We start from the raw sequence: 26430 nt of genomic DNA, 5'->3' as shown, positions 1-26430 counted from the left end.
GCATCAGCTCCCGTGCTGCCAGCTCTTGTAGACGAACTCGAGGCTGTAGCCATCCGGGTCGCGGACTTGCGCCGCATAGTAGCGGGGATCGTAATGAAGCTGCGGTCCGGGTACATGGATCTCGGTCGCCCCGGCCGCCAAAGCCTCGGCATGGGCGGCATTCACGATTGTCTCGGAGCCCGCGATAAAGCCGACATGCACGGCGCCAGGTGCAGCCGTGCCCTCTCTCAGCCAGAAGAACATTCTGCCTTTGGCACCGAAACCCTTGAGGTCGGGATGCCCCGCCGGGCCTTGGCTGCCGTCATAGTCGTGGCGAGCAGTGATACCGAGGATCGGAAGCACCCTCTCGTAAAAGGCGATCGAGCGCCTGATATCGCTGACGGTCAGGAAGATATGATCGAGCATGGGAGCCTCCTCAGATGATGTAGCCGCCGGCGACTTCGATGTTCTGGGCATTGATCCAGCGGTTCTCGTCCGACAGCAGGCTCGCGACCATGCAGCCGACATCGTCCGGTTCGCCGACGCGACCGAGCGCGGTCTGCCCGGCGAGCAGCGTCTCGAATTCTTGGCTGAGGCCTCCGCCGAGTTCGGTACGGATCGGTCCCGGCGCAACGGAGTTGGCGCGGATGCGGCGCTCGCCGAACTCCTTGGCCATGTAGCGGGTCAGCACTTCGAGGCCGCCCTTGAACGAGGCATAGGGCGCAACGCCGACGGTGGCCACACGGCTGGTCGCGCTCGTCACGTTCACGATGTGACCGCCATCAGTCATCAGGGGAAGCAGTGCCTGCGTGAGGAAGAACGGCCCCTTGAGATGCACGCGGAACAGCCCGTCGAACTCTTCTTCCGTCACCGTCGCAATCGGGTTGTAGAGCCCGTATCCCGCATTGTTGACGAGGAAGTCGAAGGTCCGGGCTTTCCAGGTATTTGCCAGCGCTTCGCCGACTGCGTCGCGAAACGCCGGGAAGGTCCAACTATTGCTGACGTCCAGTTCCAGAGCGACTGCCTTGCCGCCGTCAGCCTTGATCGTGCTGACGACCTTCTCGGCCGCTTGCCCGTTGCTGTTATAGGTGAGGATGACGCCCATGCCGCGCCTGGCGCACTGGGTTGCGATGCTGGCGCCGAGGCCGCGGCTTCCGCCGGTGATGATGACGATGCTCATTGGGTGCTCCTTCGATCGGATAGCTGAGTGATAGCCGGCAATTCCGCCCGGCCGCTCGCACGATCCTCTTCGAAACTTGCCTATTTCTGCTTTCCCGTTGAATGTGAGGTACCCCTATGAAACAACAAACCCATGGACACGCAGCTTCAGGAACTGAGAAAATTGGCATCCCGGGCGGAGAGCCGCCGCACGGAGACGGGTATTCCGCGCGTCGCCATGGTGCAGGGAGAGATTCCCGAACATCGGCTTGCCGCGGTCTATGATCCCATGGTCAATCTGATCCTGACGGGGTCGAAGACTATGACAGTCGGCGGCCGCACGTTTCGCTACGATCCCGCAACGTATTTCGTCATGTCGGTCGATCTGCCGGCGGTCGGCTCCGTGTACCCGTCGGATGACGGAGATCCCTATCTTGCCATCAGCCTGACGCTTGAGCCGGTGATCGTCGCGAACCTGCTGGCGGACCTGCCCAAACCTGCCGGAGGTGAGCTCTACAGCCCCGGCTTCTCCGTCGCGCCTGTAACACCGGAACTGCTTGATGCCTGGCTTCGGATGCTGCGCCTGATGGAGCGTCCGAACGAGGTCCCCGCCCTTGCTCCCGCCTATGAGCGGGAAATCCTCTTCCGGGTGCTGCAGGGGCCGCTCGGATGGATGCTGCGGGATATCGCGACACCTGACACTGCTCTTTCGCGGATCGGCATTGCCATCCAATGGATCAGGCAGAACTTCGCCAAGCCCCTGCGTGTCGAGACCCTGGCGGAGATGGCGGCGTTGAGCGTCTCAGCCTTTCACCGTCACTTCAAGGCCGTGACCGCGCTCAGTCCGCTCCAGTACCAGAAGCACGTGCGGTTGCTGCACGCGCGATCCCTCCTCATCGCGGGCGAAGGCAACGCCACATCCATCGCGTTCGGTGTGGGTTACGAAAGCCCGACGCAGTTCAGCCGCGAATACGCCCGGCAGTTCGGCCTGCCGCCGTCGAGAGACGCGGCGAGACTGCGCGAGAGAAATATTGCGGGTCCGATCATCGATTTCCATCACCTCGATTGACGACATCCTCAACGAAGTCCGCGAATGCCCGTGCCTTCGCACTCGCAAGCCTTCCGGTGGGAAAGACGGCCCATAAGCCGACATCCGGAAGCTCCCAATCCTCCAGCACACGACGAACTGCTCCCGTCTCAAGCTCGGGCCAAAACATCCAGTCGGAGGCGACCGCAAGTCCCATGTCAGCCAGAACGGCGGCCCGTATTCCTTCTGCGGCGCTGAAGCGGGCCCGGCCGCTCACCACGACGGATGCCTCAGTCCCCTGTTTCCGGAAGGTCCAGTCATTGCGGAGCTGGGTGTAGATGACCGCCTGATGCTCAGCGAGGTCCGCAGGTGTAGCGGGCACGCCATGTCGTTCGAGATAGGCTGGCGTCGCGATGACAGAACGGCGCCCGGACGTGACTCGCCGGGCGACCGCCGAGGAATCTGCAAGGTCGCCCATCCGAAGCGCGATGTCGATGCCTTCCGAGACGAGATCGATGACGCGGTCGTCGAGGATCACGTCCACTTCAAGTCCTGGATGCGCTGCCATGAACTTCGGCAGGTGCGGCAGCATCATCAGTCTGGCAAAGGTCGTTGCCGCGCAGACTCGAAGGCGTCCCGAGAGGCCGGCACCGGCGCCTCTGGCCTCCAGTTCGGCCTCGTCGGCCTCCTGGATCGCCGTCTTTGCGCGTTCGTAGAAGCGAACGCCGGCATCCGTCGGCGTCAAGCCGTGGGTGGAGCGGACGAGAAGGCGGACCTGAAGCCGATCCTCCAACTGGGCGATCGTCTTCGAGATCGCGGGCTGGCCGACGCCGATCTGCCTCGCCGCGCTCGAAAACGAGCCCGTTTCCACAACCCGCACAAACGCGGTCATCGCCTGTAGCCTGTCCATGCCTATTCCCCTTTGGAATAAGCATTATCGCCTCGACACGGCTGCCGCAATAGATCGGGAATGGCCATACCTCTCTCCAACGATAACATAGCCGATGGAGATGAACATGATCGAAGTGCATGCCTTCGCGACACCCAACAGCGTCAAGGTGCCGATTGCTCTGGAGGAGATGGGGCTTGACTACGATCTGAAGCCCGTCAACGTCCGCAAGGGCGAGCAGAGGCAAGCGGCGTTCCTCGCCCTCAATCCGAACGGCAAGGTGCCCGTCCTGGTCGATGACGCCGACGGCGAACGCCTCGTCCTGACGGAAAGTGCCGCGATCCTCGTCCATCTCGCGGAAAAGACGGGCAAGCTGCTGCCGACGGATGCAACAAGCCGTGCGCGAGTCTTCGAGCAACTCTTCTTCCACGCCTCGGGCCTGAGCCCCTCCTTCGGCAATGCCGGATTCTTCAAGCGCTCGTCGCCGGAGCCGCAGCCGATTGCGGAAGCCCGCTTCATCGGCGAGGCCGAACGTATCCTCGCGCTGCTTGAGGAAAAGCTCTCCGGCCAGGCTTTCGTCGCGACCGACAGCTTCACCATCGCCGACATCACCCATTTCGGCTGGCTCTGGCGTCGCCAGTTTCCCGGCCTGGTGCTCGACGGCCTGCCCAACCTGTCCCGCTGGTACGACACGGTCGCATCCCGTCCCGCCGTCCAGCGTGCCATCTCCTGCGTCGAGGCTCTTGTCTCCGCCGCCTGATCCAATCCCTCCCGCATCCTCATCCCACCAAATAGGAGAATGACCATGCCCAACTTCGATAACTACAGATACGCCTTCCCGAATGCTCGTTTGACCCGCTCAGCAAACGGCGTCCTAGAGGTCGCGCTGCACACCGACGGCGGCAAGCTCGTCTTCAACGGCCACACCCACGAGCAGTTCGTCGACCTCTTTCATCAGATCGGCTCCGATCCTGATAACCGCGTCGTCATCCTGACGGGTTCCGGCGACGCCTTCATGGACGCGATCAGCCCCGAGGGCTTCGATTTCTTCTCGCCGCGCGGTTACGACAAGATCTTCCGCGAGGGCAGGAAGGTCCTCATGAACATCCTCGATATCGAAGTGCCTATGATCACGGCGCTGAACGGACCGGTCCTGCTGCATTCCGAATATGCCCTGTTGACGGACATCATTCTTGCAACGCCCGAAACCGTCTTCCAGGACAAGCCGCATTTCGACTTCGGCATTGTGCCCGGCGACGGCGTCAACCTGCTCTGGCCGGAAGTGGTCGGAAGCGTTCGCGGCCGGCATTTCATTCTCACCCGGCAGATCCTCGATGCGCAGACCGCCAAGGACTGGGGCGCCGTCAACGAGATCGTGCCGGCCGACAGGCTGCTCGCCCGCGCCTATGAGATCGCCGAAGGCCTTGCCGCCCTGCCGCCGCTGACCAGCCGCTACACCCGCATCGCGCTGACCCAGAAGCTGCGCCGGATCATCGACGACGGTGCCGGTTATGGCCTCGCGCTCGAAGGCATCAGCGCCGCCGAAGTCGCCCGCTCCCTGGCGGACAACGGCTGACCATTCTCGCGTCCGTCATTCATCCAAACCAAGCTTATCAAGGAGATTCCATCATGGCCCTGCAATCCAGGCTCGACGCCTTCAAGGCCGATTTTGAAGCCGGCAAACCGCCCTATAACGTGCCCTACTCCGTTATCGAAATCATGCGTCGCGCCACCGCAGAACTGATCGCCTCGGGTGCGGCCCAGCGTGCGCTGAAGGCCGGCGACAAGCTGCCGGCCTTCACGCTCTCAGACCCGGAGGGCAACACGGTCTCGTCCGACGGTCTCCTGTCGAAGGGACCGCTGGTCATCAGCTTTTACCGCGGTGTCTGGTGCCCCTATTGCAACATGGAACTGCAAGCGCTGCAGGAGGCGCTGCCGCAGTTCCAGGAACTCGGCGCAAGCCTGGTGGCGATCTCGCCACAGAATCCGGCCAACAGCCGCAAGTCCGTCCGACAGAACAACCTCGCGTTCCCGATCCTGTCGGACCCACACAACGATGTTGCAGCCGCCTTTGGCCTGCGCTTCGAAATGCAGGACTATCTGATCGAGCTCTACAAGTCGCTGAAGAACGACCTGCCCGCCTTCAACGGCGATCCGAGCTGGACCCTGCCGATGCCGGCTCGCTACGCCGTCGGCCAGGACGGAGTAATCCTCTACGCCGAGGTCAACCCGGACTACACCCGCCGTCCGGAACCTGAAGACATGCTGCCGGCGCTGCGCCGCGCCGCCTCGCTCTCCGCCTGATCGACATCCATTCAACAAGGCCTCGCTGCAGCAAGCGGCGAGGCCGAAAGGAGATCCCATGAAAAGAACGTTTCTGATCACCGGGGCCAGCAAAGGCATCGGCCTTGCCCTATCAAAGCGCCTCGCGGATCACGGAGACGCCGTTATTGGTATCGCACGCCATGCGTCCGAGGGATTCCCAGGCGAGTTCCATCCTCTCGATCTTGCCGATGCGGCGTCCGGCGACAGGCTCGCGGCAATCGTCCGGGAAGCCAGGGTCGACGGCGTCGTTAACAATGTCGGCCTCGTTCGTGCGGCGCCCCTCGGCAACATCGCGGTCGCGACGCTTGAGGAAGTCATGCGTGTCAACCTCCACCCGGCGTTGTGCGCTACGCAGGCGGCACTTCCGGGCATGCGCTCGCGGGGATGGGGCCGGATCGTCAATATCTCCAGCCTTACGGTGCTTGGTAGCGTCGAGCGAACGAGCTATGCGGCTGCCAAGGCTGCTCTCGTTAGCTTCACCAGAAGCTGGGCGCTCGAGCTTGCCGCGACCGGCATCACAGTCAACGCCGTCTCGCCGGGGCCGACGGAAACCGAGCTGTTCCGGACAAACAACGCCCCCGGCAGCGCCGGTGAGGCGCGTTATCTTGCCGGTGTTCCGATGCGGCGGTTCGGCAAGCCCGAGGAGATCGCCGCCGCCATTGCCTTCCTCCTATCCGACGATGCCGCATTCATCACCGGGCAGACCCTTCATGTCGACGGTGGAGCATCGATCGGGAAGGCGTCAATATAACCCAGATGTCAGTTATAACTAAGCCTTTGCAATCAGGTGATAATCCAGTTTCCCAAGCCAATCCCGATCTTTGTCTGCCGATGATCGTGAGAAACGCGTGTGACATCACATTTCAGTGTGTCGCGAGGATGTGTGTAACCAATCGCATCCCGCTTCCGTAAATGTACAGGAAAGCAGAGCTTGGCATCCGAGGCCATGCGCCTGTTCGGGGATCAGCCCACGCATCCGTTTCGGTTGAGGAGACCGTCATGCAACGCAGATCAAAAATGCCGAGGCTTGCCGGTGCAGCATCCGTTCTGGTGGTTCTGGCGTTCGGCATGGGCAGCGCCTCCGGGCAGGAAGGAATTGCCATCCCTGCGCCGGCGATCGACCATGCGCCAAACACAACCGACATGGAAACGGCGATCTTTGCCGGCGGCTGCTTCTGGGGCGTTCAGGGCGTATTCCAGCATGTCGAAGGCGTCACGAATGCCGTTTCCGGCTATGCCGGAGGCACCAGGGAGACGGCCCATTACGAGATGGTCGGATATGGCAGGACGGGTCATGCGGAATCCGTCAAGGTGACCTTCGATCCGAAGAGAGTAAGCTACGGACATCTCCTGCAGATCTATTTCTCGGTGGCGCACGACCCGACCCAGATCGACCGGCAGGGACCGGATGCCGGCCCGCAATATCGCTCGGCCATCTTCCCGGTAAATGACGAACAGGCGCGCATTGCCAAGGCCTATATCGACCAGCTCGACAAGGCGAAACTCTACGATACGACAATCGCGACGACAATCGAACCGGGCAAGGCCTTCTATCCAGCCGAAGACTATCACCAGGATTTCCTGGCCAACAACCCGACCTATCCCTATATCGTCTTCAACGATCTGCCGAAGCTTTCCAATCTCCGGAAACTGTTCCCGAAGGATTATCGCGCCGATCCGGTTTTGGTCGCAGAAGCGGGTGTCGCGAATTAAGTGCCCAGAAGCGTCTGTCGCCAAGCTGGCAGGATGTGGTGCTCGGTGAGCTCCGCCAGGACAATATCGGCTGGATCGATCGGCGATATCCAGCGGATTTCCTCGATCTCGGCGGCTGGGGCAACTATCCTGTCGCCGCTTTCGAAAACAAACACATCCGCCGATACGAGATGATCCGGCTCGTTGGCGGCCGTCGCCTCAAACCGGCCGAGCGACCGGAACTGTTCCGGGGAGGCCCGCAAACCGATTTCCTCTTCAAGTTCACGGACCAGCGCGGCGGCCGGGCTTTCGCCTGGCTCGATCTTGCCGCCGGGCTGCATGAAGGCTGTCGTACCGCGCTTGCGAACGAGAAGTATCTTTCCGTCGGCACGGACGATCAGGGCGGCGGAGATCCGGATGATCCTCATGCGCTTCCCTGGGCGTCGAGGGCGGCGAAATCCTCGTCGGACAGCACGATGTTCACCGCAGCGAGGTTTTCTTCCAGATGCTTCACCTTTGACGTACCGGGTATCGGCAACATGACCGGGCTGCGCTTCAGCACCCAGGCAAGCGCGATCTGGCTTGGCGCGGCATCATGCTTCTTCGCGATCGTGTCGAGAACCGAGCCGGGCCTGGCGAGATTGCCGGCCGCCAGAGGATGCCATGGAATGAAGCCGATGCCGTGCTTTTCGCTGTATTCCAGCACGGCCTCGCTCTTGCGGTCGACGAGATTGTACTGGTTCTGGACGGTTGCGACCTTGAAATATTTCGAAGCCTCCTCGATCTGGGCGACCGAGACTTCGCTGAGCCCCGCGTGACGGATCACTTTCGCATCGATCAGCGATTTGATGGCATCGAACTGTTCAGCCGCGGGAACCTTCGGATCGATGCGGTGAAGCTGCCAGAGGTCGATCTGCTCGACACCGAGCCGGCGCAGGCTCTTGTAGGCCTGCTGGATCAGGTATTCCGAGCGGCCGAGCGGAATCCAGCGGTCGGGGCCGATGCGGGTCAGGCCGCCCTTGGTGGCGACGACGATCCTGCCATACGGATGGAGCGCCTCCCGGATCAGTTCCTCCGAGACGTCGGGGCCGTAGGAATCCGCCGTGTCGATGAAATTTATGCCGAGCTCCGGCACGCGCTTCAGCGTGCGGATCGCCTCTTTGCGATCGGCGGGTTCCCCCCAGATACCCTTGCCGGTAATGCGCATGGCGCCGAAGCCGAGGCGGTTGATCTCAAGCTCTCCGCCAATCCTGAACGTGCCGGACGTGGCCGCATTTAAATCAGACATGATTTCCATCTCCCTTTCCGGGTCAATTTGCCAATCGACTTTTCAGCGCCCGGAACTCATCGGGCAACCTTGAAAGAAACCGCTCCTTGAAACTCAACCTTCCCGCACGGCTTCAGCCCGCCGTATGACGCCCGGCACGTAAAGGCAGGCGAGGATGATCAGGGTTGCGATAAGGAACATGAAGACAAAGGTCAGGTGAAGGGCGTTCTGCAGCACCAGCCGGATCGACGATTGGGCGGCAAGCGCCGTCCCCGTGCCATCCAGAAGACCGCGCAACTGATCCGGCGTGACGGCATCGGCTCCGCCGGAATTGGCAAGACCGTAGCTCAGCACCGCGCCGAGGACCGCAGCTCCAAGCGTACTGCCGAGATTGCGTGCAAAGATGTTGGATGCCGTAGCACTGCCGCGCTCCGACCAGCCGACACTTTCCTGGATGATGACCAGCGAGCAGATGCTGATGAGGCCCATGCCGAAGCCCATGACGAGCGAGCCGGCGCCGGCTTGAATGGGCGAGCTGCCGGGCATCAACAGGACCAGCAGAAAGGCGCCTAAGGGAATACAGACGCTGCCGAAGATCATGATCCGGCGCAAGCCGAAGCGCGGGAACAAGCGGGAGGCGAGCGTTGCCGCCGCCGGCCATCCTATCAGGAGCATGGTCAGCGCGAAGCCTGCCACGACCGCCGACCGGTTCAATACCGTCTGCACATACATGGGCAGGAAGGTCGTAAGTCCCATGATCGCCATGCTGGCGAGAAAGGTCGCCACATTGGCGGCAGCTATCGGCCTCTGCCGCCAGAGGTCAAGTGACACCATGGGCGCCTCGGAACGACGCTCCTGCCTGAGGAAAAGCATAAGACTGACGGCGAAGATCGCGACAGCGAACATTGTATGGGCCGCAGTGGCTCCCTCGGCTTCCGTCAAAGCGATCATCAGGGACGCGATCGAAACGGCAAAAAGACCCGCACCAAGGATGTCCACCGAAACGCCGCGGGATTGTTTCTCCTCATGAAGGAAAACGACAAACCCGAGAGCAGCCGCAAGTCCGATCGGCACATTGATCCAGAATATCCAGGCCCAGGGCAGATTGTGGACGATGACGCTGCCCAGCAGAGGCCCAACCACCGCCGAAAGCGCCCAGACGCTGGCGAGATAACCCTGGACTTTGCCGCGTTCAGCCCCGGGAAAAAGATCTCCCACGACCGTCATGGTGACCGGTTGAATAGCGCCGGCGCCAATGCCCTGCAGCAGCCGGAAGGCGATCATCGAAGGCATGGACCAGGCGAAGCCGGCAAGGACGGAGGCGGCGAGAAAGATCGCGATGCCGAGCAGGATGATCGGCTTCCGGCCGTAGATGTCGGAGAGTTTGCCGAAGATCACCGTCGTCGCAGTCTGCGCCAGCAGGAACGATGAGAAGACCCAGCTATAGAGATTCAACTGGCCAAGCTGGGCAGCGATCTGCGGCATGGCCGTTGAAACGATCGTCGCCTCGATGGCGATCATCGCCATGCTTGCCATCACGGCCGCGATGACAAGCGCCCGATTCGAGCCTGGGTGGGTCATGATGTCTTACCTGAGAACGCCGCTCGGCGAACACGATGGGAATGGACATTCGGCGGTCGGATGGCCGTCGGTGCGGGATGGTTTTAAGTATCCCCATGGCGAGCCGCGTCAAGAGGCAAGATTTGACACTTGTCAAACCAGCGCTGTGCCGGAAACGCAGCAGCCGTGCGCTGTCACGGTCATGCCTCCGGCGGGCAGAGCCTGACATAGACTTCTTCCGGACTTGCCGCCCGGCGGATTGCCGCAACCGTCTCCTCCTCGCGGATGCGCCGGGCGATGCAGGAGAGGATGTTCAGGTGTTCCGGGCGGCTTTCGGGATTGAGAAGCAGAAAGACGAGATCGACCGGCTGATCGTCCACCGCCTCGAAGTCCACCGGCTTCACCAGCCGCGCGAAGAGGCAGAAATGCCGGTCGATGCCTTTGACAACCGCATGCGGAATGGCAACACCGGCGCCGATGCCCGTCGAACCAAGATTTTCCCGATTGATCAACACTTCGGCGATCTCGCTTGCGTCAAGCGCAAGCCTTCCGGCAGCAAGTTCGGAAAGCTGCCTGATCAGCGCCGCCTTGGACGGCGCCCCAAGGTCGAGCACGATATTCTCCGGCAGGAGATAATCACGGAGTTTCATGGCAATGTCCATCGATTGAAGGCAGACGCCTATTGACCTTCCTGCAGCCGATAACCGACCCCGGTCTCGGTGAGGATATACTGTGGCTGGTCGGGCGTCTTTTCGATCTTCTGGCGAAGCTGGCGCACATAGACACGCAGATACTGCACGTCCGTCAGCCCGTCCCAGACATGTTCCAGCAGGAAACGGTGGGTCAGCACCTTGCCGGCATGCTGCACCAGGATGCGGAGGATGTCATACTCCTTCGGCGAGAGCTTGACTTCCTTGCCGGCCACCTTGACGATGCGCTTGACGAGATCGACGGAAAGATCACCGGTCTTGAAAACAGGCTTCTCGCCCTGGCTCTGCAGGCGGTGGCGGAGCGCCACGCGGATGCGCGCGACGAGCTCGTTCATGCCGAAAGGCTTGGTGATGTAGTCGTCCGCGCCGAGTTCGAGCGCCTTGACAATGCCGGCCTCATCCGTGCGGCTCGAGAGGATGACGATCGGCAGGTCGAGCCCCTCCCCCCGCCACCTAGCGAGCAGATCATGGCCGGGTATGTCCGGCAGGCCGAGATCGAGGATGATCAGGTCGGGCTTTTCGGTCCTGACGAGCTCCATCGCAACCTTGGCATTCATCGCTTCGCTGACGGAATATCCCTGTGTGGAAAGTCCGACGCGAAGCAGCTTGCGGATCGGCGGCTCATCCTCGACGATGAGTATATGCACGGCGGTATTGGTCATTCGTCTTCTCCCAGGGCCTTTTCTCCCAGAAGGGGCATCTCGGCAGGCACCGGCATGCGGATCGTGAAGACTGCCCCTGAACGGTCGGACCGATTGGCCGCCCTGATGGTGCCGCCCATGGCCTCGATGAAGCCACGGCAGATGGAAAGACCGAGCCCGGTGCCGGCCCGGACGTGATCCCCCTTCCGGACACGATAGAAGCTGTCGAAAATACGCTCCACGTCGTTGAACGGGATGCCAGGCCCTTCGTCCATGACGGACAGCAGGACCGCATCTCCATCCCGAAAGCCGCGGATATCGATCACGGTCTCATCGGGCGCATATTTGGCAGCGTTGTCGATGAGATTGAAGAGGACCTGCTCGAACAGAACCGGATCGATCTTCAGCATCGGCAGGTCGGCAGGAATGCTCACCTTCACCCTGTGCCTGGCGGCGATCTTCGCCGCCCGGCTGAGCGCCGTGCCGACGATGTCGCCCACGAAATGGAAAGCGTAGTTCGGCTCCATGGCGCCCGAGCCGATGCGGGTCATGTCGAGCAGATTGGAGATAAAGCGGTTGAGCCGCTCCGACTCGTCCACGATGCTCGTCAACAATTCGGTCCGCGCCTCTTCCGGGATATCGGCTCCGAAATCCTTGAGCATGCCGGCGGAGCCCATGATCGCCGCAAGCGGGGTCTTCAGATCATGTGAGATCGACGTCAGAAGCGCGGTGCGCAGCCGATCGGTCTCGGCCGCGAGCTTGGCCTTGTCTACATCCGAGACAAGCTGGACGCGCTCGATCGCCAGCGCCGCCTGATCCGCCAACGCATCGAAGAGCCGCTGCTGTTCGGGGGTCAACAGAGGGCCCTGCTTGTCGTTGTCGAGGCCGATGACCCCGACCGGCTCGCGGCCGGTCCGCATCGGCAGGTAGAGACGCTTGGCGCCGGGCAGCGTATCGGCGGCGCGGCCGGCAGGACGATTGTGCTCCCAGGCCCATTTGGCGGCGGCGATATCCGCATCCACCAGCGTGTCGTCCGGGGGATAACCGGCCTTCACGGCGATGGAGCCATTTTCCGGCAGCAGGATTACCACACGAACCTTGAGCATGGAGGCAATCTGGAAGGCTGTCGCCCAGAGCGCATCGTCGAGCGTGCCCGTTCCCGCCAGTTTCTTCGAGAAGAGATAGAGGTCCTCGGTGGTGCGCGCCCGCTGGCGGGCGGCGACAGCCTGCCGTTGCACGGCCGCCGTGAGGTTCGACGCGACAAGGGCGACGCCAAGATAGAAGAACAGCGCGACCAGGCTTTCCGGGTCGCGTACGGTCAAGGTGTAGCGCGGCTCCAGGAAGAAGAAGTTGAAGGAAAGGGCGCCGAGCAGAGAGGCGTACAGCCCCGGCCCCAAGCCGCCACGCACTGCGGCGGCCAGCACGGCCATCAGGAAAACCAGAGCCAGATTGCGGACGTCGAGCGTCTGGTCGAGGGCGATGCCGGCAATGATCGCCAGCCCTATGAAAGCCGTGCTGTGAAGGTAGGGCTTGATGCGAAAGGCTTTGAGCGGCTGAGCGGCCTTCACGCCTCGCTGCGGCTCGCTCTCCCTCGCATTACCGGAAATCACATGGACGCTGATATCACCGGCGTAGCGGATCAGATCATGGGTGACGGAACCCTGCCAAAGCTGACGCCAACGCGGCTTGCTCGGCCGGCCGACGATGATATGCGTGAAATTGTTGGCATTCGCATAGGCAATGATCTCGCGCGAGCGATGGAGCGCCGGCAGTGTCACTGTCTCGGCGCCGAGCTGCTCTGCAAGCCGCATATTGGCGGCAAGCCTGTCCTTGTCCTCATCCGGGAGATTGAGCGACTGCGGCGTTTCGAGATGCAGCGTCGTCCAGGGCGCCCGCAGGCGATCGGCCTGACGGCGGGCATAGCGCACGAGGCTTGCGCCACCACGGCTGTGATCCAGGCAGACCAGCACCCGGTCACCCGCCGCCCAGGGGCCGGAAATCGCATGCGCCTGCATGTGATTGAGCAACTGCTCATCGACACGCTGGGCCGTACGACGGAGTGCAAGCTCGCGGAGCGCCGTCAGGTTGCCGGGTGAAAAATAGTTCTCGATCGCCCGCCGGGCGGTCGTCGGCACATAGACCTTGCCGTCCTTCAACCGCTTGATGAGGTCGTCGGGCGTAAGGTCGATGATCTCGACGTCATCCGCCCGGTCGATGATCGAGTCGGGCACGGTTTCACGAACCCGGATGCGGGTGATCTGCGCCACGACATCGTTCAGGCTTTCAACATGCTGGATATTGAGTGTCGAATAGACGTCGATCCCCTGGGCGAGAATCTCCTGCACATCCATATAGCGCTTCGGGTGGCGGCTGCCGGCGACATTCGTATGCGCCAGTTCGTCGACGAGGACCAGTTCCGGACGCCTCGCCAGAATGGCGTCGATGTCCATTTCCTCAAGGGGCTGGCCGCGATAATCGATCCGCTTGCGAGGTATGGCCTCGAACCCATCGACCAGCGCCTCGGTCTCCTGCCGGCCATGGGTTTCGACGACGCCGATCACCACATCGACGCCATCGGCCTTGCGGGCGCGGCCGGACATCAGCATTTCATAGGTCTTGCCGACGCCAGGCGCCGCACCGAGAAAGATCTTCAGACGCCCGCGCCCCTCGCGCTCGGCATGCTCCAAAAGTGCATCCGGCGATGGCCTGTTCTCGATCTCATGACTGACGTCGGGCATCTACTACCTGTCTCCCGTCCGGGAAAGCGGCGGCCCTCCCTCAAGTGGCCACAACCATTTCAGTTTATGGGAGAGCCTCGTCAAGCGCCAAACTGAGCGCGAACACACTTGGCTGACGCCATCCGGGATCGGAGCCGCAGGCGAGACCGGAAAACGGCACCTTGCGCTTTTCGACCCAGAGATGTTCTTGAACGACGACACGTACGGGAATATGCGCTGTGATCGCATATAGGTTCGAGAGCACCCGCAGGGGAAAGAAATAAAAATCCTATAGGAATTTTACCCCTTTCCGAGAGCCACGGTCGCGGTCGCTCTCACGCCTATAATGCCCCGGATATCAGCGTCATGGCATAGGCCAGGCCGAGTATCGCCAACATGACCAGAAGCATGCCGAGGATGATTTCGGAGGCATGCAGGCGGCCTGAATTGCCGGGATCGAAGACACGGAAACGCGGGTAAACATGACCGCGTATATGATTGAGGGGATGCAACATGTGTTCACCTCACGCCCGGCCGGCAATCTTCATCCTCGGGCTCATCGCCCGGTTCTCGAAGGCCGGACCGAGGCTCAATATCATGTGATCCGGCAGGCAATAAACGGCGCCCGGAAGATGATCGCTTTCGAACATGGCGAAATGCACTGCCGAGGCGCGATCGGTGAACAAGCCGCCGACGCGACCTTCGCGATCGGAGACGACCCAATGGCCGCCCGCATCCCGGCCGACCATGAAACGCACGCCGAACGCAGGAAGCTCGGTCTTCGCCATCGCTCTGTTATTCATCGTAATTCTCCTTCAAGCAGCCATGAGGGCGATTGCACCGGCCGCGCAGAATCCGATGCCCATGACACCGAGAAGCCTCATGAAGATGCCGAGGTTCTGATCGGAGGCGCTGCGATCCGGAATACGCTCCTCACGACGGCATGCATCCTGTTCCGCAAGATGCTGCGCCAGATAAAAACTCCCCAAACGGCCAAACATTTCAGGTCACTCCTTCTTGGGACTTGGCCCGCGCGGCGGAGATGTCGCGGGGCGGCATCGAATCCGATGCACATCCGAAAAGGTAGCGATGGCCTCATAGGCTTTCGATTGGACGCTGAAGGCGAAGAAATAGGGAACTCATAGGAGCCTTGTTGATTTTTCATTTGCGCTGCAACATCGAGGGCGGCATGTTCGAAATCTTCGAACTATAAAAGAATGGGAATGGAAATCAGATCATGACAGCGGATGCGATCGTGCTGGGAGCCGGCATCATCGGCGTTTCAACGGCATTGCAATTGGCGCGGCGCGGTAAATCGGTGGTGCTCGTCGACCGGAAGGAACCGGGCCTGGAAACCTCTTACGGCAATGCCGGTCTCATCCAGCGCGAGGGTGTCGTGCCTTACGGCTTCCCGCAGCAGTTCGGCCTGATCCTGCGCTATGCATTGAACAATCGCATCGATGCGCATTACCACTGGAGCGCGTTGCCGTCCGTCTCGTCCTTCCTGGCAAAATACTGGTGGCACTCCAACCTGACGCGGCATCAGCTCATTGCGCGGGCCTACGCGCCCCTGATCGAACATTCGATCTCGACCCATAACGAATTGATCGAGGAAGCAGGGGCGCAGGACCTGATCGCCAAGAACGGCTGGACGGAGGTTTTCCGAACCCGTGCGAAACATGATGGGGAAATCAGGGAAGCGGAACGGCTGAAGGCCGAATACGGCGTGACATTCAGCGAGCTGTCGCCTTCCGAGATCGCGGCCCAGGAACCCAACCTTTCGAACGATTTCGTCGGCGGACTGAAATGGGAAGATCCCTGGTCAGTCAAAGATCCGCTTGCGCTGACGCGCGCCTATGTGGCGCTCTTCGAAAAGCTCGGCGGACGGGTGTTGAAGGGTGACGCGAAGAGTCTCTCGAAGACAGCGACCGGCTGGCGCGTCGTTGCCGGAGACGGCACCGTCGAAGCGAAGGACGTCGTCGTGGCGCTCGGCCCCTGGTCGGACACGGTCACCAAGCCGCTCGGCTACAATTTCCTGGTCGGCGTCAAGCGCGGCTATCACATGCACTATGGCACACAGGGCAATGCCAAGCTCAACGGCTGGACCATGGATGCCGAGCGCGGCTATTTCCTGGCTCCCATGAACCAGGGCATAAGGCTGACAACGGGAGCGGAATTTGCTCGACGCGACGCGCCGAAAACGCCGGTCCAGGTGGAACGTGCCGAAGCGGTCGCCCGCACTGTCTTCCCGCTTGGCGAACGCCTCGACAAGGAACCGTGGATGGGCGCCCGCCCCTGCACGCCAGACATGATGCCGGTGATCGGCAAGGCGCCGCGACACGAGGGCCTATGGTTCGCCTTCGGACACGCACATCACGGCCTCACCCTCGGGCCGGTGACGGGGCGGGTCATCGCCGAAGCAATTACAGGCGAGAAGACGCTGATCGACATTTCTGCCTACCGCCCGGAGCGTTTCAACGCCTAGCTCTGCTCAAGAGAGTGGGCTATCTGATATCGCATGGATGATATCAGCACCGCCCAGATCTTTTTCGAGAGCAATCCGGATATCGAGGTCCTCGAGGCCTTCGTCGTCGACGTGAATGGCGTGCCGCGCGGAAAGTGGATTCCGCGTGAGCGCGCGCTGGATGTGCTGGCCAAGGGCATGGCGATGCCGCGCTCGGTCTATGCGCTCGATGTCTGGGGCCGCGACGTGAATGCCGCCGGACTAGCCGAAGGTACGGGCGATCCGGACGGCATCTGCTTTCCAACCGCCGGGACACTTTCGCGTGTCACCTGGCTCCAGCGACCGACGGCACAGGTGCTGCTCGGCATGCGGGAGCCGGATGGCAGCGGCTTTTACGGCGATCCGCGCCAGGTATTGGCCAATGTGCTCACGGGATTTTCCAGGCTTGGGCTGACGCCGGTCGTTGCAACCGAACTCGAATTCTACCTGATCGACCCGGTACGCTCGGCGCTCGATCCGGTGCGCCCGCCGAATTCGCGCGAAGGCCGCTGGCACACGGGGCAGACACAAGTTCTCTCGATCTCCGAACTGCAGGATTTCGAAGAGGTCTTCCACGGCATTGCAAGCGCCGCCCGCGCGCAGGGCATCCCCGCCGATACGACACTGCGTGAAAACGGTCCCGGCCAATACGAGATCAACCTCAACCACGTGCCGGATGCGCTGAAAGCCGCCGATTACGCCGTTCTGCTGAAGCGTATCGTCAAGGGCGTGGCGCGTGCGAACGATCTCGATGCCACCTTCATGGCCAAGCCCTACGGCACCCAGGCCGGCAGCGGCATGCATGTGCATTTCTCACTGATCGACGAGACAGGCCGCAACGTCTATGTCGACGAGGACGGGCCATCGGAGATGCTGCTCCATTCCGTCGGAGGGCTGCTGGAGAACATGGGCGAGAGCATGGCGATCTTCGCCCCGCATGCCAATTCCTATCGCAGGCTCAGGCCAAGCGAGCATGCGCCGACCTACGCGTCCTGGGGTTTCGACAACCGTTCGGCGGCGGTGCGCGTCATCACCGCCTCGAAGCCCGCAACCCGCATCGAACATCGCGTCGCGGGCGCGGATACGAACCCCTATCTGGTGCTGGCGATGATCCTCAATGCGGCGCTTTCCGGCATCAAGGAAAAGCGCAATCCAGGCGGCGCGATCACCGGCGACAAGCATGCGATCAGCCACGAGCCGCTGCCGACCAATTGGGACTATGCGCTCCAGCAATTCTCCCGCTCGACTTTCGCCTATGCCACGCTCGGACCGAAATACCGGGCGCTCTACACAGCCTGCAAGCAACAAGAAATTTCGGAATTTTCGCTGCGCGTCACCGACGTGGAATACGACGCCTATATCCGGACGGTGTGAGATGGCCTTCAAGACGAGCGACAACCCTCGGCACACGGATTCCTGGTATGCCGCATCCGCGAAAGACAGGCGCATCCGCCCTCACCTCGAAGGCGAGCTGGAGGCTGACGTCTGCGTGATTGGCGCCGGTTTCACCGGCATCTCGGCGGCACTCGAACTTGCCGAACGCGGATATTCCGTGGTTGTCCTGGAGGCCGAACGCATCGGCTTCGGCGCCTCCGGGCGCAATGGCGGTCAGATCGTCAACGGCTACAGCCGCGACCTCGAAACCATCGCCGCACGCTACGGCCGCGACAAAGCCGTGAAGCTTGGCGAAATGTCGCTTGAAGGCGGCGAGATCATACGCGGACGCGTCATCAAATACGGCATCGACTGCGATCTCGTGCACGGCGGCTTTTTTGCCGCCTTCACGGAAAAACAGATCCGGGAGATGGAAGCCCACAAGGCGCATTGGGAAGAGCACGGCCATACAGGGTTGGACATGATCTCAAAGGCCGATGTCGGCAAATACGTGAAGACCGACCGCTATGCCGGCGGCATGATCGACAGGCTCGGCGGCCATATCCATCCGCTCAACCTCGTGCTCGGCGAGGCGGTGGCGGTCGAATCCCTTAACGGGCGCATCTTCGAAGGCTCGCGGGTGACTGGCGTCGACGCGGGCGAAAAGCCGATAGTCCGAACTGACAGGGGCTCGGTCAGGGCGTCCTACGTGCTCGTCTGCGGCAATGCCTATCTGGCACCCCAGTTTCCGGAAATCAGCGGCGGGATGATGCCGGTCTCCAGCCAGGTCATGGCGACCGAGCCGCTCGAACCGACGCTGATCGAGCGCCTGCTCCCGGCCAACTACTGTGTCGAAGACGCCAATTATATTCTCGACTACTACCGCCGGACCTCGGACAACAGGCTGCTGTATGGCGGCGGTATCGGTTACGGCGGCAATGATCCGAAGGACCTGACGAGCGTCATCCGTCCCAACATGCTGAAGACCTTCCCGCAGTTGACGGACGTAAAGATCGACTATGCCTGGAGCGGCAATTTCGCCCTGACGCTAACGCGCATCCCGCATATGGGCCGGGTTTCCGACAAGATTTACTTCTCGCACGGCGATAGCGGCCATGGCGTCACAACCACGCATCTCCTGGGCAAAATCCTCGGCGAGGCGGTTGCAGGGCATGCGGAACGCTTCGATATATGGGCATCGCTGCCCAACCTGCCCTTCCCCGGCGGCCGGACGTTCCGCGTGCCGCTTACCGTGCTCGGCGCCTGGTGGTACGGGCTTCGTGACCGGTTTGGTTTTTAATCGGAGAGATCAGGCGGTGGCAGGAAAGCTCCCGATGAAATAATAGGTCGTTTGGGTGCGAATGATGGACTTGAACTGCGTCATGATCTGCCTTGCCTCGCCGTCCGGCACCGAGAGAGCCAGACGGAGCGTTGCGCCGGCCATGTGGAACATCACGAGCAGCGCGCGCGAATAGTTCTCCCGAAGAGCTTCGCTCACGAATTGCTCCGTCGCCTTGTAGAAGGCTTCCGCCTGAAGGCGTGTTTCCGTGATATCCGGATCGCCCAGAGCCTTATCCGCCTGGATGGCGTTCAGAAGGTCCTGGGTCGACGGTTCTCGACGGATCTTATGGTAATAGAGATCGAAGAGGCTCTCCGTCGCATCCAAGGCGTCCTCCGCCGTGGCGATCTTTTCGATCTGCTCAACTGCGAACGAACGCACTTCCTCGACATAACGCTCGTAGAGCATCGCAATGATGGCGGATTTGTTCGGAAAATACTGGTAGACCGATGCGATTGGCCCGCCGGAAAGAGCGGCGATTTCCTTCATGGTTACTGAATCGATGCCTTTCCGGCCGATCAGTTCCATGGATACCTTCAATATCTCATCTATACGCTCACGACTTCTTTCCTGTTTCGGTATCCGGCGAAGGGAGCCCCGCCTCGGCCCTTGCGTCGAATCTGGCATCCGCAAACCGTCTCCTCAAACACCTGCCACTCGATGCGTTCACGGAGACCCCGGCAATTTTCCGCGGTCCTCATGAAATTGCATAGACACAAAAAGTGTTTCTTCATACGGCGGCCGAAGAGCTTCGGATCATAAGCCACTAAATTTTTTTAAGAATACTTCCCTGCTGACGCCCAAGACATGGAGTCAAGAAAATGTGATTACAAATCATATTATTAATGCGCGTCATATCTTGGCGAGTTGGTCCAAAGCCTTGTCGACGATGGCGTCCAGACTTGCATCGATATCCACCGTCACCACCCCCGGCTCCCCTTCCGGGCTTTCCAAAGTCGCAAGCTGGCTCTGAAGCAGCGACGCAGGCATGAAATGGCCCGTGCGGGCGCCCATCCGCTCTTCGAGCACCTTCGGATCGCCAGTGAGGAAAACGAAACAGAGAGAGCCGCCACTCGCCTGCCTCAACCGGTCCCGATAGGCCCTCTTCAGCGATGAACACGTGGCCACGACACTTTCACTGCGGCTTCGTGCTTCGGCAAGTTCATTGCCGACCAGATCGAGCCAGGGCCACCGGTCATCGTCGGTGAGCGGAATGCCCTCAGCCATTTTCGCGACGTTTGCTGCGGGATGCAACCGATCCCCTTCCACGAAGATGCAATCGAGCCGCTTGGCGAGCAGTTCGCCGACCGAAGTCTTTCCCGATCCGCTGACGCCCATGACCACGATGGCTGTCGGTTCTTTCAAGCTCATGGATTAATGCACTCTTCTCATATTTCAGGATCAATAACGGATATCCGGCTTTGCCGATGCGTCACAAGCCCCTGGGCATGCGAATTTCGCAATCTCAGCGCTGCCGCGCCTCCTTGCCGAGTACCAGAGGCATCAGCACCGAAAGGAACATCAACCGCAGGACATGGTGAGCCCCGACATAGGTCGGGTCCGCGTGCAGCATCACCGCCATGGCAGCCATGGTTTCCAGCCCGCCAGGTGCGAACGCGATCAAGGCAGCATCGAGCGGCACGCCGGTGAGATAGGACACGCCGCCGGCGATTGCCGCCGCAAGCACGGTCACCACGACCGTCACGATGCCGCCGGCCACGAAAGCGACGCGCAGCTCGCCGATCGACACGCCACAGAAGCGCGTGCCGATGACCGAACCGAGGATGACATAGGTAGGAATCAACAGCCAGTTCGGTACGCCGCCACTGACAAACCCCGTTATATGCGTGCTGATCGAAACCGCCACGCCACCGAGAAGCAGCGCCGCCGGCAATCTCCAGCGCAGGAAAAGCATTCCGAGAAGAGCCGACACCGCAAGCGTCGCAATGAGGACGGGCACACTCATGACATGGGGCGGCAGGGCAGGTTCCGCGCCGACAAGACCGAAAATTTCCACGATCAGCGGGGTGGTGATCGTCAACGCCAACACCCGTACGCTCTGGGCAACGCTGACAGTCCGCAGGTCGCAATGGGTTTCGGCCGCAAGGCTCAGCACATAACTCAGATGACCTGGAGAGGACGCGAGAAGCGCTGTAACTCGATCGTAGCGGAAGAATCTCTGCAGCATCCAGCTACTGACGTAAAGCAGGATAACGACCGCCACCGGAACCATGACGAAACTCGCCGGCCAGGTGCGGGCCGCGACAATCACCTCGGGCGTCACGCTGGCCCCCATCGACACGCCGATAATGACAAAACAGACATTGCGGACCTCGGCCGGTACCGTCAACCGCAAACCAGCAAGTCCGGCAACGGTGATGGCGACAGCAGGCCCGATCAGATAGGGAGCCGGAAAGGCGACGGCAATCGCGATCAATGCGCCGGCGGTTCCGATCAGCGCAGTCAGCGCAGATGCGCGCAGTTCCGAAAACGACATTCCGAAGATCCTGAAGGCGCCACAGGAAAGGAGGCAAAGAGGGTCAAACGCCTCGCTTCTTCTATTGCAATTGCGAAGAAGGTCAACCTCGGGAGAGCCCAAATCAAAAGGCGCCGCTTTGGGAGACGGCGCCTCAAAAATTGATCTTGCCTGGATCAGGCGGCCGGTGCGGCCAGCTTTGGCATGTGCAGATTGTCAAGACCGAGCAGGAAATTGATCTGCGGACGCGCCTTGACGAGATCATCGATCGTGTATTCCGCAAGCACGTCGAAGAAAGCGTTGAGCGCCTTTCGGAGAGCCGAATTCAGTCCGCAGCTATCGACAAGCGGGCATTCCGCGACGCCATCCTCGAAGCATTCCGCCATCGCGAAACTATCTTCCGTGACCTTCACGACATCGAAAAGCGTGATGCGATCAGCGCTGCGGCCAAGCCTCACGCCGCCGTTGCGGCCCCGTACAGTCTCCACCAGACCGGCCTTGGTGAGTGGCTGGAGGATCTTGAAGAGGAACAGTTCCGAAACTCCATAGGCCCTGGCAATCTCGGGAATGCGGCTCAGATGGCCTTCATTGGCAGCGCAATACATCAGCATCCGCACTGCGTAATTAGTCTGTTTGGTCAAACGCATGCTGGTCTCCCGAGTGTCGTACCACCCCTATATAGAGGCTTACCTAGTTTTGAACAATTCCAAAATAGAAATTTGTGATCAAGTTTTCCGCCTTCCTGAGGGCGCCACCATTGACGCCGAATTCAAATCATGAATTTGTCCATCAACATAAAAGCAACCCAAGGAGGATTTTCGATGTCCATTTTTCCGATCATTCGGCTTTCTGCACTCTTAGGTATGTCTTCGCTGGCGGCAGCGACGACCGCATTGGCTGACGGTGAAGTCAACATCTATTCCTACCGGCAGCCGGACCTCATCAAACCTGTACTGGACGCCTTCACCGAAGAGACCGGGATCAAGACCAACGTTCTCTTCCTCGACAAGGGCCTTGTCGAACGCATTCAGGCGGAAGGCGCCAATTCTCCGGCCGACGTGATCATGACGGTCGATATCGCGCGACTGATGGAAGCGAAGGACGGCGGCGTCACCCAGCCGGTGACGGACAACGAAACCATCAACAAGGACGTGCCGGCGAACTTCCGCGATCCACAGGGCGAATGGTTCGGCCTGACGACCCGCGGCCGCGTCGTCTACGCCTCCAAGGAACGTGTTTCGGAGGATGCCATCACCTATGAAGAGCTTGCCGATCCGAAGTGGAAGGGCAAGATCTGCATCCGCGACGGCCAGCATTCCTACAATATCGGCCTCTTTGCCTCGATGATCACCGCCCATGGTGAGGACTATACCGAGAAGTGGCTGACCGATCTCAAGAACAACCTCGCTCACAAGCCAAGCGGCGGTGACCGTGACCAGGCCAAAGCCATCCTGGCAGGCGAATGCGACATCGCGCTCGGCAACACCTACTATGTCGGCCTGATGCAGACCAACGAGAAGGAACCGGAGCAGAAGGATTGGGCTGCCGCAATCAAGATCCTCTTCCCCAATGCTGCCGATCGCGGAACCCATGTAAACATTTCCGGCATGGCACTCGCCAAAAATGCGCCGAACAAGGACAATGCGCTCAAACTGATGGAATTCCTGGCTTCCGGCGACGCGCAGAAGATCTATGCCGAACAGGTCTACGAATATCCGGTCATGCCGGGCGCGGAGCCTTCCGATGTCGTCAAAGCCTGGGGGCCGATCAAGCCCGATACGCTGCCGCTCTCCGACATCGCCGGCAACCGCAAGAAGGCTTCGGAACTGGTCGACAAGGTCGGCTTCAATGAAGGCCCGGAAACCTGAGGAACGCCTCGCACCCGGAAGCCGCCGGGTGGCCGATTTACCGTGAACCTGACGGCCGGCGCTATCACAGCGCCGGCTTTTTCGTATCGTGACGCCGGTTTCGGAATAACTGCATATTTACCGGATCAGCGTGGCCGCTACCCACACCGGAATTGCGGTGACGCATGCAAAGATCAGGAAACCAAGACCTTTTCTGATCCAGTAGGCGCGCCGGGCGCGCTTCTCATCCCACTCGTAAACCATGGCACTCCCCGTCCCAGCCGAACGCTAAATTAGGACAGAGAAATTAAACGTCAACGGTGGAACGCAAGCGGGCTCCCGAAGGAGCCCGCACAGGAAGGAACTGCGATACCCGCCTCGCCTACCTCATTACCGGCATCACGAACTCCGCACCGTCCTTGATGCCGGATGGCCAGCGGGCCGTGATCGTCTTGGTCCTGGTCCAGAACTTGATTGAATCCGAGCCGTGCTGGTTCAGATCGCCGAAGCTCGAGGCCTTCCAGCCGCCGAAAGAATGGTAGGCGAGCGGTACCGGAATCGGCACATTGATGCCGATCATGCCGATATTGATACGGCTTGCGAAATCGCGGGCGGCATCGCCGTCGCGGGTGTAGATCGCAACGCCGTTGCCATACTCGTGTTTCATCGGCAGCGACAGCGCTTCCTCGTAATTGTGGGCGCGTACGACCGAGAGGACGGGACCGAAGATCTCGGTCTTGTAGATCTCCATCTCGGGAGTGACGTGGTCAAACAGCGTACCGCCGACGAAGAAGCCGTTTTCATAACCCTGCAGCTTGAAGCCGCGGCCATCGACCACCAGCTTGGCGCCTTCCTCGACGCCCTTGCCGATCAGGCCGTTGACGCGGGCATAGGCTTCCTTGGTGACCAGCGGACCCATATCGGCCTTCTCATCGGTATAGGGGCCGATGCGCAGCGACTCGATCTTCGGGGTCAGCTTCTCAACGAGGCGATTGGCCGTTTCTTCACCGACCGGAACGGCAACCGAGATCGCCATGCAGCGTTCGCCAGCCGAACCGTAACCTGCACCCATCAGAGCGTTGACGGCCTGGTCCATGTCGGCATCCGGCATGATGATCATGTGGTTCTTGGCGCCGCCGAAGCACTGGGCGCGCTTGCCGTTCATCGCCGCCGTGCCATAGACGTAACGGGCGATCGGGGTGGAGCCGACGAAGGAGACCGCACCGATATCCGGGTCGGCCAGAATCGCGTCGACGGCGGCCTTGTCGCCGTTGACGACGTTGAGGACGCCAGCCGGCAGACCTGCCTCGATCATCAGTTCGGCAAGCCTCAGCGGCACGGACGGATCGCGCTCGGAAGGCTTCAGGATGAAGGCGTTGCCGCAGGCGATCGCCGGCGCGAACATCCACATCGGGATCATGGCCGGGAAGTTGAACGGCGTGATGCCGGCGCCGACGCCGACCGGCTGGCGCATGGAATACATGTCGATCTGCGGACCTGCGCCCTCGGTGAACTCGCCCTTCTGCAAATGCGGGATGCCGCAGACAAATTCGCAGACTTCCAAACCGCGGACGATATCGCCCTTGGAATCCTCGACCGTCTTGCCGTGCTCGCTCGAAAGAAGCGTCGCGAGCTCATCCATATGCTGGTTCAGCAAATCGACGAACTTGAAGAAGACGCGGGCGCGGCGCTGCGGATTGGTGGCAGCCCATTTGACTTGCGCCGCCTTGGCGTTCTCGACCGCCGCGCGGATTTCCGAAACATCGGCCAGCGCGACCTTGGCCTGGACCTCGCCGGTCGCCGGGTTGAAGACATCGGCCGTACGGCCGCTGGTACCGGCGACACACTCGCCGCCGATGAAATGTCCGATCTCACGCATGGTGGTTCCTCCGATCTGTTCTGACCTTGGAGGATACCCCCGGAATTACACAAGGCAACGCCGTAGTTCACGCATCCGTTGTGCAAATTTCGACATCATGGCGGTCAGTTTCACTCCATGACAAGCGAACGATGCGCATTGACGCCGGCCCGGACACCCGCTGCACTGGCCAGCGTCCCATTGTGCATCGGGCTTGCGGCATCCCCCGCCGCAAACAGCCCGTCGATGCTGGCCGCACCCCATTCGTCAGTGGGGATATACGGCCCCTGCGGCCCCTCCTCCATCGCCGCCCCGAGCATCTCGGCGAGCGGCGAGGCTGGCCTGACTCGCGTCTGCACGAACAGCGCCTTGACCGGAACAGAGCGGCCGTCGGCAAGCTCGGCAGCTTTCAGCGCCCCGCCTTCGGCGACGAGCCGAACCAGTTTCGAGTGCTCCAGCTTCGCTCCTCGACCTTCGATCGCCTGGAGATCATCGGCGGAAAACTCCACGCCCGGCTCGACGAATACGGTCGTCTCACCCCAGTCGGGGAGCAGCAATGCCTGGTGATGCGCAAGCGTCGAAGAAGCGAGAAGGCCGATCGGGCCGCCACCGATCTCGTAGCCATGGCAATAGGGGCAATGCAGGACGTGCCTCCCCCAGAGTGGCGCGAGGCCATCGACTTCCGGCAGGATATCCTCAACCCCGACGGCAAGGATCAGGCGGCGGGCACCAAATATCCGGCCGTCATCAAGCGTCACCCGGAAGCCACCGGTACTCCGCTCTGCTGCCCTTGCCACGCCGGTAATCTCGCTAAAGGCCGGATACCGTCGCAATTGCATGAGCGCGGTCTGCCGGATTGCCGCCGGCGAAACCCCATCCTGTCCCAGGAAACCATGCGAGGCTTCGGCAAAACGGTTTCGCGGCTTGTCCGCATCGATCAACAGCACCCGGCGGCGAGCGCGTGCGAGCTGCATGGCGGCTGAAAGGCCGGCAAAACTGCCACCGACAACAATCACATCAAAATCCATGACGATCCCTTTCGATTTCACGTATCTTTTTATGTTACGA

General features: G+C 61.0%; 29 protein-coding genes. 10 read left to right on the top strand and 19 right to left on the bottom strand.

Annotated elements, in window-relative coordinates; translation table 11 throughout:
• Positions 1 to 3 precede the first annotated feature (3 nt).
• Together QEO92_RS01920 and QEO92_RS01915 are read right to left on the bottom strand one after the other, a co-directional pair.
• The gene (locus tag QEO92_RS01920; protein ID WP_227701977.1) at positions 4 to 405 is read right to left on the bottom strand and encodes a VOC family protein; all 402 of its coding nucleotides are present in this window, start codon (positions 403 to 405) and stop codon (positions 4 to 6) included.
• A gap of 10 nt (positions 406 to 415) precedes the next feature.
• Positions 416 to 1159 (bottom strand): SDR family NAD(P)-dependent oxidoreductase, encoded by a 744-nt coding sequence (locus tag QEO92_RS01915; RefSeq protein WP_227701976.1) that lies wholly within the window; start codon positions 1157 to 1159, stop codon positions 416 to 418.
• A gap of 132 nt (positions 1160 to 1291) precedes the next feature.
• On the opposite strand from QEO92_RS01915, the gene QEO92_RS01910 reads away from it, so the two are divergent.
• A complete protein-coding gene (locus QEO92_RS01910) occupies positions 1292 to 2206 on the top strand; it encodes an AraC family transcriptional regulator (protein WP_227701975.1) in 915 nt (304 codons plus the stop codon).
• Here QEO92_RS01910 and QEO92_RS01905 read toward each other — a convergent pair.
• Positions 2181 to 3074 carry a LysR family transcriptional regulator gene (locus tag QEO92_RS01905; protein WP_227701974.1) on the bottom strand — a complete coding sequence of 298 codons (894 nt, stop codon included), beginning with the start codon at positions 3072 to 3074 and terminating at the stop codon, positions 2181 to 2183. The genes QEO92_RS01910 and QEO92_RS01905 overlap by 26 nt on opposite strands.
• Positions 3075 to 3180: 106 nt before the next feature.
• Here QEO92_RS01905 and QEO92_RS01900 point away from each other — a divergent pair, with 106 nt between their 5' ends.
• The 5 genes from QEO92_RS01900 (at position 3181) to msrA (ending at position 7091) form a co-directional block, all read left to right on the top strand.
• On the top strand, positions 3181 to 3813 hold the full coding sequence (locus tag QEO92_RS01900) for a glutathione S-transferase family protein (RefSeq protein ID WP_227701973.1): 633 nt from the start codon (positions 3181 to 3183) through the stop codon (positions 3811 to 3813).
• A 45-nt stretch (positions 3814 to 3858) separates the two neighbouring features.
• On the top strand, positions 3859 to 4629 hold the full coding sequence (locus QEO92_RS01895; RefSeq protein ID WP_227701972.1) for an enoyl-CoA hydratase/isomerase family protein: 771 nt from the start codon (positions 3859 to 3861) through the stop codon (positions 4627 to 4629).
• Positions 4630 to 4682: 53 nt separating this feature from the next.
• Positions 4683 to 5357: a peroxiredoxin-like family protein gene (locus tag QEO92_RS01890; protein ID WP_227701971.1), complete on the top strand. Its 675-nt coding sequence runs from the start codon at positions 4683 to 4685 to the stop codon at positions 5355 to 5357.
• Positions 5358 to 5415: 58 nt separating this feature from the next.
• On the top strand, positions 5416 to 6129 hold the full coding sequence (locus QEO92_RS01885; protein WP_227701970.1) for an SDR family oxidoreductase: 714 nt from the start codon (positions 5416 to 5418) through the stop codon (positions 6127 to 6129).
• 248 nt (positions 6130 to 6377) lie between these two features.
• Positions 6378 to 7091 (top strand): peptide-methionine (S)-S-oxide reductase MsrA, encoded by a 714-nt coding sequence (msrA, locus tag QEO92_RS01880; RefSeq protein ID WP_407720721.1) that lies wholly within the window; start codon positions 6378 to 6380, stop codon positions 7089 to 7091.
• On the opposite strand, the gene QEO92_RS01875 is transcribed toward msrA, so the two are convergent.
• The 9 genes from QEO92_RS01875 to QEO92_RS01835 form a co-directional block, all read right to left on the bottom strand.
• Positions 7088 to 7498, bottom strand: a complete 411-nt coding sequence (locus tag QEO92_RS01875) for an NUDIX hydrolase (RefSeq protein WP_227701969.1) — start codon at positions 7496 to 7498, stop codon at positions 7088 to 7090. The two genes, msrA and QEO92_RS01875, sit on opposite strands and share 4 nt — an antisense overlap.
• Positions 7495 to 8358, bottom strand: coding sequence for an aldo/keto reductase (locus tag QEO92_RS01870; RefSeq protein WP_227701968.1), 864 nt, complete (start codon positions 8356 to 8358; stop codon positions 7495 to 7497). The genes QEO92_RS01875 and QEO92_RS01870 overlap by 4 nt, the downstream gene beginning before the upstream one ends.
• A 93-nt stretch (positions 8359 to 8451) precedes the next feature.
• Positions 8452 to 9918, bottom strand: a complete 1467-nt coding sequence (locus QEO92_RS01865) for an MFS transporter (protein WP_227701967.1) — start codon at positions 9916 to 9918, stop codon at positions 8452 to 8454.
• A 179-nt stretch (positions 9919 to 10097) separates the two neighbouring features.
• Positions 10098 to 10547 carry a PTS sugar transporter subunit IIA gene (locus tag QEO92_RS01860; RefSeq protein ID WP_037159913.1) on the bottom strand — a complete coding sequence of 150 codons (450 nt, stop codon included), beginning with the start codon at positions 10545 to 10547 and terminating at the stop codon, positions 10098 to 10100.
• Positions 10548 to 10576: 29 nt separating this feature from the next.
• A complete protein-coding gene (locus tag QEO92_RS01855) occupies positions 10577 to 11269 on the bottom strand; it encodes a response regulator transcription factor (protein ID WP_037158558.1) in 693 nt (230 codons plus the stop codon).
• Positions 11266 to 13986: a sensor histidine kinase gene (locus QEO92_RS01850; RefSeq protein WP_227701966.1), complete on the bottom strand. Its 2721-nt coding sequence runs from the start codon at positions 13984 to 13986 to the stop codon at positions 11266 to 11268. The genes QEO92_RS01855 and QEO92_RS01850 overlap by 4 nt, the downstream gene beginning before the upstream one ends.
• Positions 13987 to 14306: 320 nt before the next feature.
• Positions 14307 to 14480: a hypothetical protein gene (locus QEO92_RS01845; protein ID WP_227701965.1), complete on the bottom strand. Its 174-nt coding sequence runs from the start codon at positions 14478 to 14480 to the stop codon at positions 14307 to 14309.
• Between the two features lie 9 nt (positions 14481 to 14489).
• Positions 14490 to 14768, bottom strand: coding sequence for a hypothetical protein (locus QEO92_RS01840; RefSeq protein WP_227701964.1), 279 nt, complete (start codon positions 14766 to 14768; stop codon positions 14490 to 14492).
• A gap of 12 nt (positions 14769 to 14780) precedes the next feature.
• On the bottom strand, positions 14781 to 14966 hold the full coding sequence (locus QEO92_RS01835) for a hypothetical protein (protein WP_227701963.1): 186 nt from the start codon (positions 14964 to 14966) through the stop codon (positions 14781 to 14783).
• A gap of 236 nt (positions 14967 to 15202) precedes the next feature.
• Between QEO92_RS01835 and QEO92_RS01830 the strand changes: the two genes are divergently transcribed.
• From QEO92_RS01830 to QEO92_RS01820, 3 genes are read left to right on the top strand one after another with little or no spacing between them, the layout of a single operon-like run.
• Positions 15203 to 16450 carry an NAD(P)/FAD-dependent oxidoreductase gene (locus QEO92_RS01830; protein ID WP_227701962.1) on the top strand — a complete coding sequence of 416 codons (1248 nt, stop codon included), beginning with the start codon at positions 15203 to 15205 and terminating at the stop codon, positions 16448 to 16450.
• A 33-nt stretch (positions 16451 to 16483) separates the two neighbouring features.
• The gene (locus tag QEO92_RS01825; protein ID WP_037158578.1) at positions 16484 to 17842 is read left to right on the top strand and encodes a glutamine synthetase family protein; all 1359 of its coding nucleotides are present in this window, start codon (positions 16484 to 16486) and stop codon (positions 17840 to 17842) included.
• A 1-nt stretch (position 17843) separates the two neighbouring features.
• On the top strand, positions 17844 to 19142 hold the full coding sequence (locus tag QEO92_RS01820; RefSeq protein ID WP_227701961.1) for an NAD(P)/FAD-dependent oxidoreductase: 1299 nt from the start codon (positions 17844 to 17846) through the stop codon (positions 19140 to 19142).
• Positions 19143 to 19151: 9 nt separating this feature from the next.
• Here the strand turns inward: QEO92_RS01820 and QEO92_RS01815 are convergent, their stop codons facing one another.
• The 4 genes from QEO92_RS01815 to rirA all read right to left on the bottom strand — a co-directional run bounded on the left by QEO92_RS01815 (position 19152) and on the right by rirA (position 22304).
• On the bottom strand, positions 19152 to 19709 hold the full coding sequence (locus tag QEO92_RS01815) for a TetR/AcrR family transcriptional regulator (RefSeq protein ID WP_244446975.1): 558 nt from the start codon (positions 19707 to 19709) through the stop codon (positions 19152 to 19154).
• Positions 19710 to 20033: 324 nt separating this feature from the next.
• The gene (locus QEO92_RS01810) at positions 20034 to 20552 is read right to left on the bottom strand and encodes a gluconokinase (RefSeq protein ID WP_227701960.1); all 519 of its coding nucleotides are present in this window, start codon (positions 20550 to 20552) and stop codon (positions 20034 to 20036) included.
• Between the two features lie 94 nt (positions 20553 to 20646).
• A complete protein-coding gene (locus QEO92_RS01805) occupies positions 20647 to 21678 on the bottom strand; it encodes an AbrB family transcriptional regulator (protein WP_227701959.1) in 1032 nt (343 codons plus the stop codon).
• Positions 21679 to 21833: 155 nt separating this feature from the next.
• Positions 21834 to 22304 carry an iron-responsive transcriptional regulator RirA gene (rirA, locus tag QEO92_RS01800; protein WP_037158592.1) on the bottom strand — a complete coding sequence of 157 codons (471 nt, stop codon included), beginning with the start codon at positions 22302 to 22304 and terminating at the stop codon, positions 21834 to 21836.
• Between the two features lie 174 nt (positions 22305 to 22478).
• On the opposite strand from rirA, the gene QEO92_RS01795 reads away from it, so the two are divergent.
• Positions 22479 to 23525 carry a Fe(3+) ABC transporter substrate-binding protein gene (locus tag QEO92_RS01795; protein ID WP_265105654.1) on the top strand — a complete coding sequence of 349 codons (1047 nt, stop codon included), beginning with the start codon at positions 22479 to 22481 and terminating at the stop codon, positions 23523 to 23525.
• A gap of 117 nt (positions 23526 to 23642) precedes the next feature.
• On the opposite strand, the gene QEO92_RS01790 is transcribed toward QEO92_RS01795, so the two are convergent.
• From QEO92_RS01790 to QEO92_RS01780, 3 genes are all read right to left on the bottom strand, one after another.
• Positions 23643 to 23768, bottom strand: a complete 126-nt coding sequence (locus tag QEO92_RS01790; RefSeq protein ID WP_265105653.1) for a hypothetical protein — start codon at positions 23766 to 23768, stop codon at positions 23643 to 23645.
• A 118-nt stretch (positions 23769 to 23886) separates the two neighbouring features.
• On the bottom strand, positions 23887 to 25383 hold the full coding sequence (locus QEO92_RS01785; RefSeq protein WP_227701958.1) for a CoA-acylating methylmalonate-semialdehyde dehydrogenase: 1497 nt from the start codon (positions 25381 to 25383) through the stop codon (positions 23887 to 23889).
• 110 nt (positions 25384 to 25493) lie between these two features.
• The gene (locus QEO92_RS01780; protein WP_227701957.1) at positions 25494 to 26390 is read right to left on the bottom strand and encodes an NAD(P)/FAD-dependent oxidoreductase; all 897 of its coding nucleotides are present in this window, start codon (positions 26388 to 26390) and stop codon (positions 25494 to 25496) included.
• Positions 26391 to 26430: the final 40 nt, after the last annotated feature.

This window comes from Neorhizobium petrolearium (genome assembly GCF_029854435.1).
GTDB lineage: Bacteria > Pseudomonadota > Alphaproteobacteria > Rhizobiales > Rhizobiaceae > Neorhizobium > Neorhizobium petrolearium.
The sequence above is the reverse complement of the archived record's forward strand: the minus strand, read 5'-3'. Positions and strand labels throughout refer to the sequence as shown.